Genomic DNA, 14,057 nt, shown 5'->3' with positions numbered 1-14,057 from the left:
GCGAAGAACCTGAAGGGTGAGGGCGTCCGGGCAGAGCCCGGCAAAACAGTCAACCAGACTGTTTTAAGGCCGAACGGGCAAAGCCTGTCCCCGCAACCAAAACCAACTCACAATCGCAGAACCAGCTTCTCACAAAACACCAAAACCCCACCATAAACCGGGTTGCCCCCGTTTGGGGAAGGCGCAAAAACGCGGGGAAAGCAAACTGGTGGTTAAAACTGCACTGCGCCGGTATTGGCGCCGCACAGGAGAACGGCAACGTGTTCGTGCGGACCGGCAACGTATTTCTGTGCCAGAAGCGCGGCAAAGGCCGCCGCTCCACCGGGTTCAGCGACAATGCGCAGCCGCTCCCAAAGGGCGGATTGCGCGGCACGAATGTCATCGTCCGAGACAAGGACGGACTGCGCGACATAATCGCGGGCAAATGGAAACATCAATTCTCCCACACGCCTGGGCGCGAGGGAATCGGCAGCGATGCCTTCCGCCGGAGCGTCGACAGGCCGGCCTGCACTGAGTGCCCTGTGCAGGGTGGGTGATCCCTCGGGTTCGACAGCCACGATCCTGACGCGGCCGCGAAACCAGGCCGCAATTCCGCCAATCAGGCCGCCGCCGCCCACGGCGACCAGGAGGGTTGTGATCTCAGGCAGGTCTGTTTCGATTTCCAGGCCAAGCGTTCCCTGGCCGAGCAGGGTTTCCGGCTGGTCGAAGGCGTGAACCGGCATGGCCTTGTGCTCTGCCGTGAATTGCTCGCTGGCCGCCAGGGCATCGGCATAGCGGCTGCCGGAGACAACAAGGTTTGCGCCGTAACTGCGGATGCGGTCCGCCTTGGCGGGTGCGGTGACATCGGGCACGAATATCGTTGCGGGTACGCCAAGCCGCATCGCCGCATAGGCGACGGCGGCACCATGATTGCCGCCCGATGCGGCAACGACACCCGCGTCCGGCACCGGACGGGTGAGCAGATTGGCAAAGGCGCCGCGCGCCTTGAACGAACCCGAGTGCTGCAGAAACTCAAGCTTGAAATCGATGCTGCGTGGCTGAAGGCCGAAATCACCAAGATCCGCACGCATGACCGGGGTATGCCGGATGTGCGGCCGGATCAGGCGTCCGGTTTCAATGATGCGTTCCGGGGTGATGTCTGTTGGGCTGGACATGGTGTGGACTCACGATGCGTGGAGTTCAACTTAGAGCGCTCTTCCCCGCAAATGCAACTTTTGTGATGTATCCCACATCCATTGTTCACATGGTTGCGGTTGTTCCTGCCGGGCAAGTGCTGAAACAGCAGGTAAAATACAGAATATATTTCAATTGGTTATTTGTTTTCTCCAGTGATTTTGTCAACCGCGTTGACTCCCCCTGAAACTTCTGGCTATCTAGAATAACAAATGAGCGATATTTGCTCAAATGTAGATTTACCAGAAAAATGAGTCTTTGGGGAGGAAAACCATGCTCAGACGTCGCAGCTTTTTGTTCAGATTCGCCTTTGCCGGAACCGCCATTTCATTGGCGGCAGGATTGGGCATAACTGCCGCCCATGCGGAAGGCCTGAAAATCGGGTTCAGCCAGGTGACGTTGCAGTCGCCCTTCTATGTTCAGCTCAAGACTGGCGCGGAAGCGGCCGCCAAGGCCGGCGGCGATACACTGGTTTTTCTTGACGCCAACGGCGATGTCAGCAAGCAGAACAATGACATTCAGGATCTGATAACCCAGGGCGTCAATGCGCTGATCATCAATCCGGTCAATCCCGATGCAGTCGTGCCATCGCTGGAAGCGGCTGTTGCCGCCGGCATCCCGGTCATTACGGTTGACCGCAGCGTCAACGGCAAGGGGGTTACCGCCCATGTCGGCCGCGACAACAAGAACATGGGCAAGCTGGTCGGCGAAGCGGTTGTCGCGCGCCTGAAGGCCGACGGTGTCGAGAAAGCCAAGATCATCGAGATCCAGGGCGATGCGGGCGGCGCGGTCATGATGGACCGGCGCGACGGTTTTCACAGCGCCATCGAAGGCTCGGGTCATACTATCGTCGAAGGCCCCTATGCGGAATATATCCGCGCCAATGCGGTCACCGCGATGCAGGACCTGCTTCAGGCCAATCCGGATGTGAAGGTTGTCTATGCGCATAATGATGATATGGCGCTTGGTGCCCTGCAGGTGCTGAAGGAAAACAACCGCAGTGATGTGCTGGTTGCCGGTGTGGACGGATTGTCGGAAGCGCTCGCCATCATGGCCGATGGCGGCAACTACATCGGTTCGGCGCTGAATGATCCCAAATATCTCGGTGATGTGACGATCCAGGTTGCCCGCGAAGCCGCGGCCAAGAAGCCTGTCTCGGCCTTTGTCGATGCGGGCACGGCATTGGTGACGTCCAAGAATGTGGCGGATTTCCCCCGCGCGGGACTGTTTGCCGAATACCGCCCGCACGTTCTCGGCCAGTAGGCCTTCCTCCTGAGCCTGCGGAGCAGACCTGTTCCGCAGCTCCCATTATCATATACCCACAGGATACCATGATGCGCGCAGCCGTTCTCTATGCCCCGGGCGATATTCGCCTCGAAAATGTCCCGGAACCCCAGATCAAGCCAGGACACGTGATTGTCCGCGTCGCGTCCGTGGGGGTGTGCGGCTCGGATCTGCCGCGCATGCTGATCAAGGGCGCCCACAGGATGCCGCTCATCTGCGGCCATGAGTTTTCGGGTCATATCACCGAGCTGGGCGAAGGCGTGGAAGGCTTTGACCTCGGCGAACTGGTGGCCATTCCGCCGATGCTGCCATGTTTCGAATGCGACCAGTGCCAGAAGGGGCAGTTTTCGCGCTGCCGCGACTATGATTATTTCGGTTCGCGCCGGGATGGCGCCTACGCCGAATTTGTCTGCGTTCCCGTCTCCAACCTTTTGAAGACGCCAAAGGGGATCGATCCAAGGGCGGTCGCCATGACCGATCCCGCATCCATCGCCATTCATGCCATATGGAAGGCCGGCGGTATCGGCATGGGCCAGCGCGGCGGCGTCATCGGCTGCGGCCCGATTGGCCTGTTTGCCATTCAATGGCTCAAGCTGATGGGCGCCAGCGACGTCGTAGCCGTCGATGTGTCGGAGGAAAAGCTGGCGATGGCGCGGCGTGCCGGCGCAACGCACACATTCCTGTCCGGCGCCGACATTCCGGCCAGTCTGCTGTGCGATACGATTATCGAGGCCGCCGGACATCCGTCGTCGATCAACATGGCGGTGAAGATGGCGGCGCCGAGCGGCCATGTGGTCTTCATCGGCATTCCGGTTGCGGAGGTAACCCTGGACAACAAGACATTCCAGCATTTCCTGCGGCAGGAGGTATCGCTGCATGGCTCGTGGAATTCGTTCGGTGCGCCCTATCCGGGGCCGCAATGGACGGTGACGCTGGAAAAACTGGGATCCGGCGCACTGGAATGGGAATTCATGATCACGCATGATCTCGACCTTGCCGAGTTGCCGGGAATGTTCGAAAAGTTCCGGACTGACAGGAGCATGTTCTTTTCGAAGGTCATGTTCCGGCCCTGAAAGACTTCGGGAAGAGGCAGGGAATCGAGGGAGGAGACGGCAGGATGACACTTGTCCTGAACTTTGATCTTGGCACGGGAGGAGTCCGCGCCGGTGTATACGATGTCGAGCGCAGGACCATGCTCTCGCTGTCGGAAGCCAGTTATTCCACCACATATCCCCATGCGGGCTGGGCTGAACAGCAGCCCGAGGAATGGTGGAACGCACTTGTGAAGGCTGGCCGTCAGGCCGTCGAGCAATGCGGATCAGGCGACATAGCTGCGGTTTGCGTGGCCACGACCGCTTCCTCCGTCGTGGTCTGCGACAGGGAAAGCACGCCGCTTTATCCGGCTATTTTATGGATGGACTGCCGGGCGGCCAAGGAGGCCCGCGCCACGGAAAAGCTCAATCATCCCGTCATGGCCTATAGCGGCGGCGGCGATGCCGTTGAATGGCTGGTTCCCAAGGCGATGTGGCTGGCCGAACACGAACCAGCTATCTTTGCCGAGGCTGATATCATTTGCGAAGCGCTGGATTTCATCAACTACAGGCTGTGCGGCGCATGGGTCGGCTCGCGCATGAATGCGGCCTGCAAGTGGAATTACGATTCAAGCAATGGTGCGTTTGTTCCGGAGATTTACGCGGCGCTTGGCATTCCCGAACTGCAGGGCAAACTGCCGCAAAGGATCGTGCCAGTCGGCGATGCCATCGCGCCATTGAAGCCGGATGTTGCCGCAGCGCTTGGCATCACCTCATTGCCGCTTCTTGCCCAGGGCGGCATCGATGCGCATATCGGCATGCTTGGTGCGGGAACCGTTGCCGCGGGTGGAATGCTGATCATTGGCGGTACATCGGTCGTGCATCTGACGCACCTGAGAGAACAGGGCAATGTGACCGGCTTCTGGGGACCTTATCCCAATGCACTCGTTGATGGGTTGTGGCTGGTTGAGGCGGGGCAGGTCTCTGCCGGATCAATCCTCAACTGGTTCAGCGGCACGATTTTCGGGCTGGACGAGCAGGGCCACCGTGAGCTGATCCGCCAGGCATCCGTGGTTTCGGCCCAGAATTCTGGTCTTTTGACGCTCGACTATTGGATGGGCAACCGCACACCCTACCGGGATGCGGATCTGCGCGGGGCAATCCTCGGCCTGTCGCTCAGCCATGACAGGGCGGACATCTATGCTTCGGCGGTGGATTCCATTGCGCTCGGTTCCGCCAATGTTGTTGCGGTGCTGGAGGAACGCGGCGTTTGCGTCGAGCGGATCGTCATGGCTGGCGGCATCTGCAAGAACCCGCTGTGGTTGCAGGCGACAATCGACGCCATCGGCCGGCCGGTTCATGTGGCGAGCGATGACAATCTGTCTCTTATTGGAACGGCGGTCTGCTCCGCCCATGCGCTTGGATTGTTTCCCGATCTTATCGCCGCGTCTGAGGCCTGCGCTGCTCTGGCGCGGGAAGTGCAGCCTGACCCCGTGCGCAGCGGACGTTACCGCGATACGATGGCGCTCTATCGGGATACAACCGAAATATTGACACCGGCGCTGCATGCATTGAGCGCCAGGCAATTGGCGGGGGCTGCACAATGAACGACGCACGGATCAATCCATCTGTCCGGTTGCCTTCCGACGAGCAGCGGGAGCACCTGATGGTGCGTGTCGCCAAGCTCTATTATGATCTTGAGCGCACCCAGAGCGAGATTGCCACGGAGCTTGGGCTGACGCGCTGGCAGGTGGGCCGGTTGCTCATCGAAGCCAAGGAATTGGGGGTCGTGCGCATCGAGATCACACCGCGCGCCTATCGGCGGACGGAACTCGAAGTGCGCCTGCAGCAGCAATTCGGCTTGCGCGATGCCATTGTCGTGCCGTCGGGCGGAACGACGGATTCAGCCCTTCTCATGGAAAGCGTGGCGCAGGCCGCCGCGAAATACCTGGCGGGCCTCAACCCCAAGGCCGATCTGATCGGTGTCTCCTGGGGCCGCACCATGTCGGCGGTTGCCAAATTCCTGCCGAACAACTGGAACCCCGGCGTGCATGTGGTTCTGGTGAACGGCTCCACAAACCTGCGTTCGACCTCAACCCATACCAGCGCCGTTGCCGAGGAATTTGCCAGGGCAGGCAACGGCATCGCCACGCTTCTGCCGGTTCCCGCCATACTGGGTAAGAAAAGCACCCGTGAAGTGCTTGAAGACGATCCGATCATCGAGCGCGTTCTCAAACTTGCGATGGAAGCGGATGTGGTCTGTTTCGGCATGGGCGGCATCACGCATGAATCCGTGCTGCTCAGTTCCGGCTATCTTGAAGAGGCCGATATTGACCGGCTGAAGGATGCGGGTGCGGTCGGAGACATTCTTGGCCGCTTCCTCGACAAGGATGGCAACATTGTTGATGAGACAATCGATGACCGCACGGTTGGATTGCGGCTTGATTATCTCAAGACCAAGCAGCGTTCGATCGGGGTCGTTGCGGGCGAAGAAAAACTGCAGATAGCCTTGGCTGCCCTGAAAGCCGGTTTTGTCTCGGTCATCGTTACCGACGAGGCGACGGCCCGCTATGCATTGGAGGCCGCAAGTGGCGACTGATGTTCTGACCGTCCGGCAGGTGTCGAAGACATTCCTGCCCAACATCATCGCACTGGAGTCGGCCTCGCTGAATGTGCGGGCCGGAGAGGTGCATTGTCTGCTTGGTGCCAACGGCGCCGGAAAATCGACGCTGCTCAAGATCATAGCCGGCGCTTTCCGCCCGACGGATGGGATACTGTTGCTGGATGGTGAGCCGGTTGAACTGCATTCGCCGGCTCAAGCTGCACGGCTTGGCATTTCGATGATCTATCAGGAACTCGATCTCGTCCCGCAACTGACCGTCGAACAGAACCTGTTTCTCGGCCATGCACCCGGCCGTTTCGGATTGATCAACCATGGGGAGCGCCGGGAAAGGGCGGCTGCTGCGTTGAAGCGCGTGGGCGCGCATTTCAAACCGGATGCGCGGGTCGAGACCCTGTCGGTTGCCAACCAGCAACTGACCGCGATTGCCCGCTCGCTGACAATGGACGCCAAGATCATCATCATGGACGAGCCATCGGCATCGCTCAACGAAACCGAGCTCGAGAGCGTGTTCAAGGTCATCCGCGAACTCGTCAGGCAGGGGGTTGCCATACTTTATGTCAGTCACCGGCTGGGTGAGTTGCGCGAAATCGGCGACCGGGTGACCGTGTTGCGCGGCGGCAGGACCATCGAGACGTTCGACGTCAAGAGCACCGGGGATGGCGCACTGGTGGAAGCCATCATCGGCAAACAGCGCTCGCTGATCGAACGGAAAACCCGCGAGCCGGTAACCGGCGATTTCGCGCTGCGCGTCAACCGGCTGCACGGACCGGAAGGTCTTGATATCAGCGGTCTTGATGTGCGCTGGGGTGAGGTTGTCGGTCTGACCGGATTGAACGGCTCCGGCCGCACATCGTTTCTGAAGTCGCTCTTCGGTGCAAACAGGTTCGACGGCGACATCAAGCTGGAAGGCAAGCCGTTCCATCCGCGTCATCCGGCTCACGCCATCCGCAGTGGCATCGGTCTGGTGCCGGAAAACCGCAAGACGGAAGGCCTCATCCTGCACGCTCCGATCTACAAGAATGCAACCTTGCCATCGATGCGCGAGAGCTGGCTGACACGCCATTCCCGGCAGAAGCAGAAGACGGCACCGGTCCTGAAAAGCCTGTCGACCAAATATGGCCGGCCGGAACAGGCCGTCGTGCAGCTGTCCGGCGGCAACCAGCAGAAGGTCGTCCTGGCCAAATGGATCATCAACGGCGCGCGCGTGCTGCTCCTCGACGAGCCCAGCCGTGGCCTCGATATCGGCGCCAAGGCGGATCTCTACAATCTGGTCGACAGGCTCGCGCGGGAAGGGGCCGCTGTCATCGTTGCCAGCAGCGAGCTCGATGAGCTTTATGCGGCCTGCGACACGATCTGGGTCTTTCATGAAGGCCGCAACATCGGCAAATACGATCCTTCGGTTGCGGACCGCGACACAATATTGAGGGCAACAATTCTGGGTGAAAATCATGTCCAACACTGAAACCGCCATGCCTCCAGCCGATACCCCGGCATTCGGCAAGCGTCTTGTCGATCTGGCGATCGAATACAACTTCATCGTCATCTTTCTGGCAGTGGTTGTGATCGCGACCTCGCTGTCGAGCAATTTTTTGACCTTTACCAATATCGCCAATCTGTTTCAGCAAGCTGCGGTTGTTGGCGTCGTTGCCATCGGCATGACCTTCGTCATCCTGACTGGCAATATCGACCTGTCTGTCGGCAGTGTCGTTGCGCTTTGCGGCATGCTGGTTGCCGTGCTGATGTCGCATGGTTTCGATCCCTTCGTGGCCGTCGCGATCACGGCACTGGTGGGAACGGCCTGCGGTGCGGGTATGGGGGCGATCAGCGCGCTTGCCCAGGTGCCAAGCTTCATCGTCACGCTGGCCGGGCTCGTCTCCTTCCGGGGCATCACCTATCTGATGACCGATGGTGTACCCGTGAGCGGTCTGCCGCAGGGTTTCGCGTCGATCAGCTCGACCATGATCCCGCTTCTGCCCGGCTTCTCCCTGTCGTCGATGGGTCTGATCTTTATTGTCCTGTGCATTGTCGCCGGTCTGGTGCTGCGCTTTACCGTGTTTGGCGAATATGTCTTCGCGACGGGCGGCAATCCGGAAGCTGCCCGGCTGTCCGGCCTGCCGACCCGGTTCATGATCACGGCGGTTTTCGCGGTGTCGGGGTTCATGGCAGCGCTGGGCGGCATCCTTTTGACATCACGCCTGCGCATTGGCCAGCCTACAGCGGCGCAGGGGCTTGAGCTTGACGCCATCGCTGCCGTCGTGCTGGGTGGTACAAGTCTATTCGGTGGACGCGGCGGCGTACTCGGTACATTTTTTGCCGTGATGCTGCTCCAGGTTCTCCGCAACATATTCAATCTTCTGGGATTGGGCTCCTTCTACCAGATGACTGTCACCGGTATTATCATCGTTGCAGCCATCCTGCTCAATCGCTTCATCGATCATAGGAAGGGTCGGGGATGAACACGCAACAACCATTGGTCCAAAAGGGCACGGAAATCCAAATGCCACATTCCCACGCGCGCAACACCGGCACGAAACTTCTGCCGGACTGGTTCGAGGATATCGCCGTCAATCGTTCGGCAACGGAGCGCCGGGCGGCGACACTGACCACCAGGCGAACGGTCAAGAAGGAGTATCAGGCGGCGTGGCTGGTCAAAGCGATCACCTGCATCGACCTGACGACCCTTGCCGGTGACGACACGGCCGGCCGTGTCCGGCGCCTGTGCGCCAAGGCGAAAAAGCCGGTGCGCGACGACATTCTGGAAGCGCTCGGGCTTGCCGATGCGCATATCACAACGGGCGCGGTCTGCGTCTATCCGACGATGGTTCCCCACGCGGTCAAGGCGCTGGAAGGTTCGGGCATTCCGGTCGCATCCGTTGCGACAGGGTTCCCTGCGGGTTTGACACCACTGCCGCAGCGCCTGGCCGAAATTCACTACGCGGTGGGTGAAGGCGCCAAGGAAATCGATATCGTCATTACGCGCGAACATGTTCTCACCCAGAATTGGTCAGCGCTGTATGACGAGATTGTCCGGATGCGCGAAGCTTCGGGCGAGGCGCATCTGAAAGCCATTCTGGCAACGGGCGATCTCAACACGCTGCGCAATGTCTACCGTGCGTCGATGGTTGCGATGCAGGCGGGTGCCGATTTCATCAAGACGTCGACCGGCAAGGAAGATGTCAATGCCACGCTGCCCGTCAGCCTGGTGATGCTGCGGGCGCTGCGGGATTATGGCGAACTGTCCGGCCAGACCGTTGGCTTCAAGCCTGCGGGCGGCATGAAGACGGCGAAGGATGCCATGAACTGGCTGATCCTGATGAAGGAAGAATTGGGGTTGCCGTGGATGCAGCCGGATCTGTTCCGGCTTGGAGCCAGCTCGATGCTTGGCGATATCGAACGGCAGCTGGAACATTATGTGACGGGTCGCTACGCGGCGTCATCGCGCCACGCACTCGCTTGAGGAACAGGAATATGGGACAGATCAAGGATATTCTTCGCACGATGGAATATGGCCCGGCACCAGAGAGCAATACCGACATCCAGAATTGGCTTGATGCCAACAAGGCGGGTTTTGGTCACTTCATCAATGGCAAGTTCACCGGCACCGAGGGCCGCGAGACATTTGCGGTCATCAATCCGGCCAATGACGCCGTTCTGGCGAAAGTGGCGCACGGCAACGCCGCCGATGTCGACGCGGCCGTGAAGGCGGCGCGCGCGGCCTTCGGCAAATGGTCGAAGCTGCCCGGCCACGAACGCGCCAAATATCTCTACGCGATTGCCCGTCATATCCAGAAGCGTGAGCGCTTCTTCTCCGTCCTGGAGACCATGGACAATGGCAAGCCGATCCGCGAGACCCGCGATATCGATATCCCGCTGGTCGCCCGGCATTTCTACCATCATGCCGGTTGGGCAGAGATGGTCGAGACAGAGTTCGAAGGCTTTTCGCCCGTGGGTGTCTGCGGTCAGGTGATCCCGTGGAATTTTCCGCTGCTGATGTTGGCGTGGAAAATCGCGCCGGCACTTGCCGCCGGCAACACGGTTGTCCTCAAACCGGCCGAACTGACACCGCTGACAGCGGTTGCCTTTGCCGAAGTCTGTCATGAAATCGGCCTGCCTGCCGGTGTCGTCAACATCGTCCATGGCGATGGCGCGACGGGGGCTGCGATCTGCGGCCATGACGATATCGACAAGGTGGCCTTCACCGGCTCGACCGAAGTTGGCCGGATCATCCGCGAGCAGATTGCCGGTTCGGAAAAGAAGCTGTCGCTGGAGCTGGGCGGCAAGTCGCCTTTCATCGTGTTCGAAGATGCCGATATCGATGGCGCTATCGAGGGCGTGGTTGATGCCATCTGGTTCAACCAGGGTGAGGTGTGCTGTGCCGGTTCGCGTCTTCTCATTCAGGAAGGCATTGCCGAGCGGTTTTATGCAAAACTGCGCAAACGCATGGAAACCCTGCGGGTCGGCGATCCACTCGACAAGACCATGGATGTCGGCGCGATTGTCTCCAAGGGCCAGTTGAAGCGCATCACATCACTGGTCGAGCAGGGCAAGGCAGAGGGCGGTACGCTCTGGCAGGCGCCGGTGACATTGCCCAGCAAGGGCGCATTCTTTGCGCCGGGTTTCTTCACCGATGTCGAGCCGGCGTCGACCGTGTGCGAAGTAGAGATTTTCGGACCGGTTGCCACCGCAACGACGTTCCGCACCCCGGATGAAGCCATCGCCCTTGCCAACAATACAAAATACGGGCTGGCCGCATCGGTCTGGTCGGAAAACATCAATCTGGCCCTCGACATGGCGGCCCGCGTCAAGGCGGGCGTTGTCTGGATCAATTCCACCAACCTGCTGGATGCGGGCGCTGGTTTCGGCGGGTACCGTGAAAGCGGCTATGGCCGTGAGGGCGGGCGCGAAGGGCTCTACGAATACCTGACCGCCGATTGGGAAAAGCGGCTTCCCGCCGGTAAAGCCGAACAGGCATTCAAGCCATCGGCAGCGCCAGACGGCGAAGCGAAAATGGCGCTTGGCGGTTCAATTGACCGCACCGTCAAGAACTACATCGGCGGCAAGCAGGCACGCCCCGACGGCGGCTACAGCTATTCGGTCGTCGGCAAGGGCGGGCAGGTCGTCGGCCAGGCCGGTATCGGCAATCGCAAGGATATCCGCAATGCCGTGGAAGCCGCCGCAAAGGCCGGTTCCTGGGGTGGTGTTACGGCCCATAACCGGGCGCAGGTGCTGTACTATCTCGGCGAAAACTTGAGTGCGCGGCAGGCAGAGTTTGAAGCATTGCTGGTGGAGAGCACCGGTGTTTCAGCAAAGGCGGCGGCTGACGAGTTTGCCGTGGCGCTTCGCCGCATATTCTATTATGCCGCGCAGTCCGACAAATATGACGGCGCGGTGCATTCGACCAAGTCACGCCACGTGACCCTGGCAATGAACGAACCATGGGGTGTCGTCGGTATCGTCTGCCCGGACGACCAGCCGCTGCTCTCGTTCATCTCGCTGGTTCTGCCTGCCATTGCCATGGGCAACCGTGTCGTGGCCGTACCATCGGCCAGGCATCCGCTGCTTGCTGCCAATCTCTATCAGGTGCTGGATACGTCGGATGTTCCGGGCGGCGTGGTCAATATCGTCACCGGCGAACGCGATGTCCTGGCCAAGACCCTGGCTGAACACGACGAAGTGGATGCGCTGTGGTATGTGGGCTCGAAGGACGGCAGTGCGATGGTCGAAAAGGCATCGTGCGGCAATCTGAAAGCCACCTGGGTCAATAATGGCTGCCAGCGCGACTGGGCGAACACGCAGCAGGGGCAGGGCAGGGATTACCTGCGCCGCGCCGTCCAGGTGAAGAACATCTGGGTTCCCTACGGCGAATAAGCCAAACAAAAGGCCGCACCGGTTACGCCGGTGCGGCCTTTTGATGTGAATGGTCTCAGCTCTTTGGCAGACCGGGCGGGTTGGTGGTTGCCTTGTCGATGGCTTCGGAGCCAAGATTCCAGCGATCGAGCACCTTTTTGTATTTGCCATCGGCGATGACGGCATTCAGTGCCGCAGTAACGCCGTCCGCCGCGCCGCTGCCCTTGCGGGTGGTGACTGCAACCTCGGCAGTGATCGGCCAGCCGCCGCTGACGGTGCCCACGAGCTTGGTTTTGCCGCTGACAGCGGCCTTATAGGCTTGAGTTGCATTGACGCTGAAGACGGCATCGGCGCGGCCCGATTGAATGGCAAGCGTGCTGACCGCATCATCGTCATAATACTGGACTTCGATGGGTTTCAGACCCTTGGCGACATTTTCCTTATCCCAGGCCAGCAGGATCTTCTCCTGGTTGGTGCCCGCATCGGTGATTACCTTCAGCCCGGCGATATCCTTGGGTTCCTTGATGGCCTTGATGGCGCTGTCCGCCTTGACGTAGTAGCCAAGCTCGTCCTTGCGGTAGGTCGAGAAATCGAACTTCTCCTTGCGTTGTTCCGTCACCGTGACATTTGAAATCACCGCATCGAACTTGCCGGATTCAAGCCCAAGCGGCCAATCCGCCCAGGCAACCGGCACGAGTACCAGTTCGCGTCCAAGGCTATCCGCCACCAGCTGGGCGAGATCGACGTCAAAACCGACGACCGTCGTGGCATCGCTGGCGTAGGTGCTGAGCGGCGGGTTGGACGGGTGCAGTCCGATGGTCAGCTTGCCGTCGCTGACGAATTTGAAGCTCTTCGAGACAGCTTCAATTGCCTTTTCGTTTTTCTCGGCCCGCACGCGGTCTTTCTGATCCGGGCTGAGATCGAAGCCGCTCCCGGCGGCAAAGGCGAGATGAGTGGTGGCGGCGATGAATGCCCCGGCCACGAGAGATAGAAGGTGCAGTCTGGTTGTCATGGATAACCCCTTGAGTGTGGCTTGTTGGTTGATGGTCAGCGCCGTGCCCCCGCACTGATGCGCACGGGCTGATTGCCCCAGCCGATTTCCGGAGCGATGTGGGAGATGAAATCGGAGAGGATTTGCTGATATTCGTGCTGTTGGAACTCATAGGGAAGTTCCAGCCGCAGCTCCCCGACGCGCGCCACGATCGGATCGTTGAAAAGCTGCTCGAGGATCTGCTCGGATGTTCCCACAAGATCCTTGGGAAATAGGGTACGCCGCTCGCCCTGCGGCTTCAGGGTGCGTTCATGACGGCTCGCGGCATAGTCGGCATATTTCTTGCGGGTTGCTGCATCGGCGCTATCCGTCGGGACGATGACGCGTCCGAGGGACACGCGGCGGAAGAGGCCATCGAGGTTGTGATGATACGCGTCGAGCTGATGACCCTGGGCTTCGTAGAAATCATCGGTGTTTTCACCGGCGGTCACGTTGCCGATCATGAGATTGAAGCCGTTCTGACCGGCCCAGCCCACGGACCGGAGCGACCCGCCGCCATACCAGATCCGGTTGACCAGGCCCTCCGCATGCGGTTGCAGGCGCGGCCGTTGCGGTCCGCCCGGCGTTGCGATGAACGTCTGGGGATCGGCAAGAAATTCACCACGCAGGTTGTCGGCGAAGCGAATGACACGGGTGTGGGAAAGGTCGTACTCCTTCCAGTCACCGTCAAACACCCGCGGGCCGAGCAACGCCGCATGGGCCGGTGTACCGGCACTCAGGCCGATGTTGAGCCGCCCCCGCGACAGGACGTCGACGGTCGACAGATCCTCGGCGAGGCGATAGGGGCTTTCATAACCGATCTGGATGACCGCTGTGCCCAGCTGGATGCGGCTGGTGCGCTGGGTTGCTGCGGCAAGGAACACGCCCGCGGAGGATATGCCGTGCTCGAGGTGGCGCTGCCGCACCCAGCCGCTGTCAAATCCCAGTTTCTCACCGAATTCCAGCAGCTGGAGCGTGTTCTCCAATCCTTCATACGGATTGTCGTCCCGGTAGTTTCCTGGTGTGAGGAAGCCGACATGATTGATGGCGAGGGATGTGTTCGTCATGG

Annotated in this window: 11 protein-coding genes; 8 read left to right on the top strand and 3 right to left on the bottom strand. The window is 60.1% G+C overall.

Annotation, left to right across the window (positions count from 1 at the left end):
- Nucleotides 1–212: 212 nt before the first annotated feature.
- Nucleotides 213–1,154, bottom strand: a complete 942-nt coding sequence (locus ACTJJ7_RS24900) for a threonine/serine dehydratase (protein WP_440969164.1) — start codon at nucleotides 1,152–1,154, stop codon at nucleotides 213–215.
- A gap of 292 nt (nucleotides 1,155–1,446) precedes the next feature.
- On the opposite strand from ACTJJ7_RS24900, the gene ACTJJ7_RS24895 reads away from it, so the two are divergent.
- The 8 genes from ACTJJ7_RS24895 (at nucleotide 1,447) to ACTJJ7_RS24860 (ending at nucleotide 11,979) form a co-directional block, all read left to right on the top strand.
- Nucleotides 1,447–2,436, top strand: a complete 990-nt coding sequence (locus ACTJJ7_RS24895) for a substrate-binding domain-containing protein (protein ID WP_105738231.1) — start codon at nucleotides 1,447–1,449, stop codon at nucleotides 2,434–2,436.
- A 71-nt stretch (nucleotides 2,437–2,507) separates the two neighbouring features.
- Complete coding sequence (locus tag ACTJJ7_RS24890; RefSeq protein WP_105738229.1) at nucleotides 2,508–3,530, top strand: galactitol-1-phosphate 5-dehydrogenase; 1,023 nt, start codon at nucleotides 2,508–2,510, stop codon at nucleotides 3,528–3,530.
- A gap of 44 nt (nucleotides 3,531–3,574) precedes the next feature.
- Entirely contained in the window at nucleotides 3,575–5,095 is a 1,521-nt protein-coding gene (locus tag ACTJJ7_RS24885) for an FGGY-family carbohydrate kinase (RefSeq protein ID WP_440969163.1), read from the top strand.
- Nucleotides 5,092–6,087, top strand: coding sequence for a sugar-binding transcriptional regulator (locus ACTJJ7_RS24880; protein WP_440969162.1), 996 nt, complete (start codon nucleotides 5,092–5,094; stop codon nucleotides 6,085–6,087). The genes ACTJJ7_RS24885 and ACTJJ7_RS24880 overlap by 4 nt, the downstream gene beginning before the upstream one ends.
- Nucleotides 6,077–7,573 carry a sugar ABC transporter ATP-binding protein gene (locus ACTJJ7_RS24875; protein WP_440969161.1) on the top strand — a complete coding sequence of 499 codons (1,497 nt, stop codon included), beginning with the start codon at nucleotides 6,077–6,079 and terminating at the stop codon, nucleotides 7,571–7,573. The genes ACTJJ7_RS24880 and ACTJJ7_RS24875 overlap by 11 nt, the downstream gene beginning before the upstream one ends.
- Nucleotides 7,560–8,567, top strand: coding sequence for an ABC transporter permease (locus ACTJJ7_RS24870; protein ID WP_440969160.1), 1,008 nt, complete (start codon nucleotides 7,560–7,562; stop codon nucleotides 8,565–8,567). The genes ACTJJ7_RS24875 and ACTJJ7_RS24870 overlap by 14 nt, the downstream gene beginning before the upstream one ends.
- A 41-nt stretch (nucleotides 8,568–8,608) precedes the next feature.
- Nucleotides 8,609–9,568: a deoxyribose-phosphate aldolase gene (deoC, locus tag ACTJJ7_RS24865; protein WP_440969159.1), complete on the top strand. Its 960-nt coding sequence runs from the start codon at nucleotides 8,609–8,611 to the stop codon at nucleotides 9,566–9,568.
- An 11-nt stretch (nucleotides 9,569–9,579) separates the two neighbouring features.
- A complete protein-coding gene (locus tag ACTJJ7_RS24860) occupies nucleotides 9,580–11,979 on the top strand; it encodes an aldehyde dehydrogenase family protein (protein WP_440969158.1) in 2,400 nt (799 codons plus the stop codon).
- A gap of 55 nt (nucleotides 11,980–12,034) precedes the next feature.
- On the opposite strand, the gene ACTJJ7_RS24855 is transcribed toward ACTJJ7_RS24860, so the two are convergent.
- A complete protein-coding gene (locus tag ACTJJ7_RS24855; protein ID WP_130273143.1) occupies nucleotides 12,035–12,970 on the bottom strand; it encodes an ABC transporter substrate-binding protein in 936 nt (311 codons plus the stop codon).
- A 35-nt stretch (nucleotides 12,971–13,005) separates the two neighbouring features.
- Nucleotides 13,006–14,055, bottom strand: coding sequence for an LLM class flavin-dependent oxidoreductase (locus ACTJJ7_RS24850; protein ID WP_105738215.1), 1,050 nt, complete (start codon nucleotides 14,053–14,055; stop codon nucleotides 13,006–13,008).
- Nucleotides 14,056–14,057 lie beyond the last annotated feature (2 nt).

It is taken from the genome of Phyllobacterium sp. 22229 (assembly GCF_052056495.1).
GTDB classification, from domain to species: domain Bacteria; phylum Pseudomonadota; class Alphaproteobacteria; order Rhizobiales; family Rhizobiaceae; genus Phyllobacterium; species Phyllobacterium myrsinacearum.
This window is presented reverse-complemented; position numbering and strand designations above follow the sequence as displayed.

What these genes read in the sequence shown, in the direction of transcription:
- ACTJJ7_RS24900 (WP_440969164.1), bottom strand. Translation starts at nt 1,154, where the DNA reads ATGTCCAGCCCAACAGACATCACCCCGGAACGCATCATTGAAACCGGA.
- ACTJJ7_RS24895 (WP_105738231.1), top strand. Translation starts at nt 1,447, where the DNA reads ATGCTCAGACGTCGCAGCTTTTTGTTCAGATTCGCCTTTGCCGGAACC.
- ACTJJ7_RS24890 (WP_105738229.1), top strand. Translation starts at nt 2,508, where the DNA reads ATGCGCGCAGCCGTTCTCTATGCCCCGGGCGATATTCGCCTCGAAAAT.
- ACTJJ7_RS24885 (WP_440969163.1), top strand. Translation starts at nt 3,575, where the DNA reads ATGACACTTGTCCTGAACTTTGATCTTGGCACGGGAGGAGTCCGCGCC.
- ACTJJ7_RS24880 (WP_440969162.1), top strand. Translation starts at nt 5,092, where the DNA reads ATGAACGACGCACGGATCAATCCATCTGTCCGGTTGCCTTCCGACGAG.
- ACTJJ7_RS24870 (WP_440969160.1), top strand. Translation starts at nt 7,560, where the DNA reads ATGTCCAACACTGAAACCGCCATGCCTCCAGCCGATACCCCGGCATTC.
- deoC (WP_440969159.1), top strand. Translation starts at nt 8,609, where the DNA reads ATGCCACATTCCCACGCGCGCAACACCGGCACGAAACTTCTGCCGGAC.
- ACTJJ7_RS24860 (WP_440969158.1), top strand. Translation starts at nt 9,580, where the DNA reads ATGGGACAGATCAAGGATATTCTTCGCACGATGGAATATGGCCCGGCA.
- ACTJJ7_RS24855 (WP_130273143.1), bottom strand. Translation starts at nt 12,970, where the DNA reads ATGACAACCAGACTGCACCTTCTATCTCTCGTGGCCGGGGCATTCATC.
- ACTJJ7_RS24850 (WP_105738215.1), bottom strand. Translation starts at nt 14,055, where the DNA reads ATGACGAACACATCCCTCGCCATCAATCATGTCGGCTTCCTCACACCA.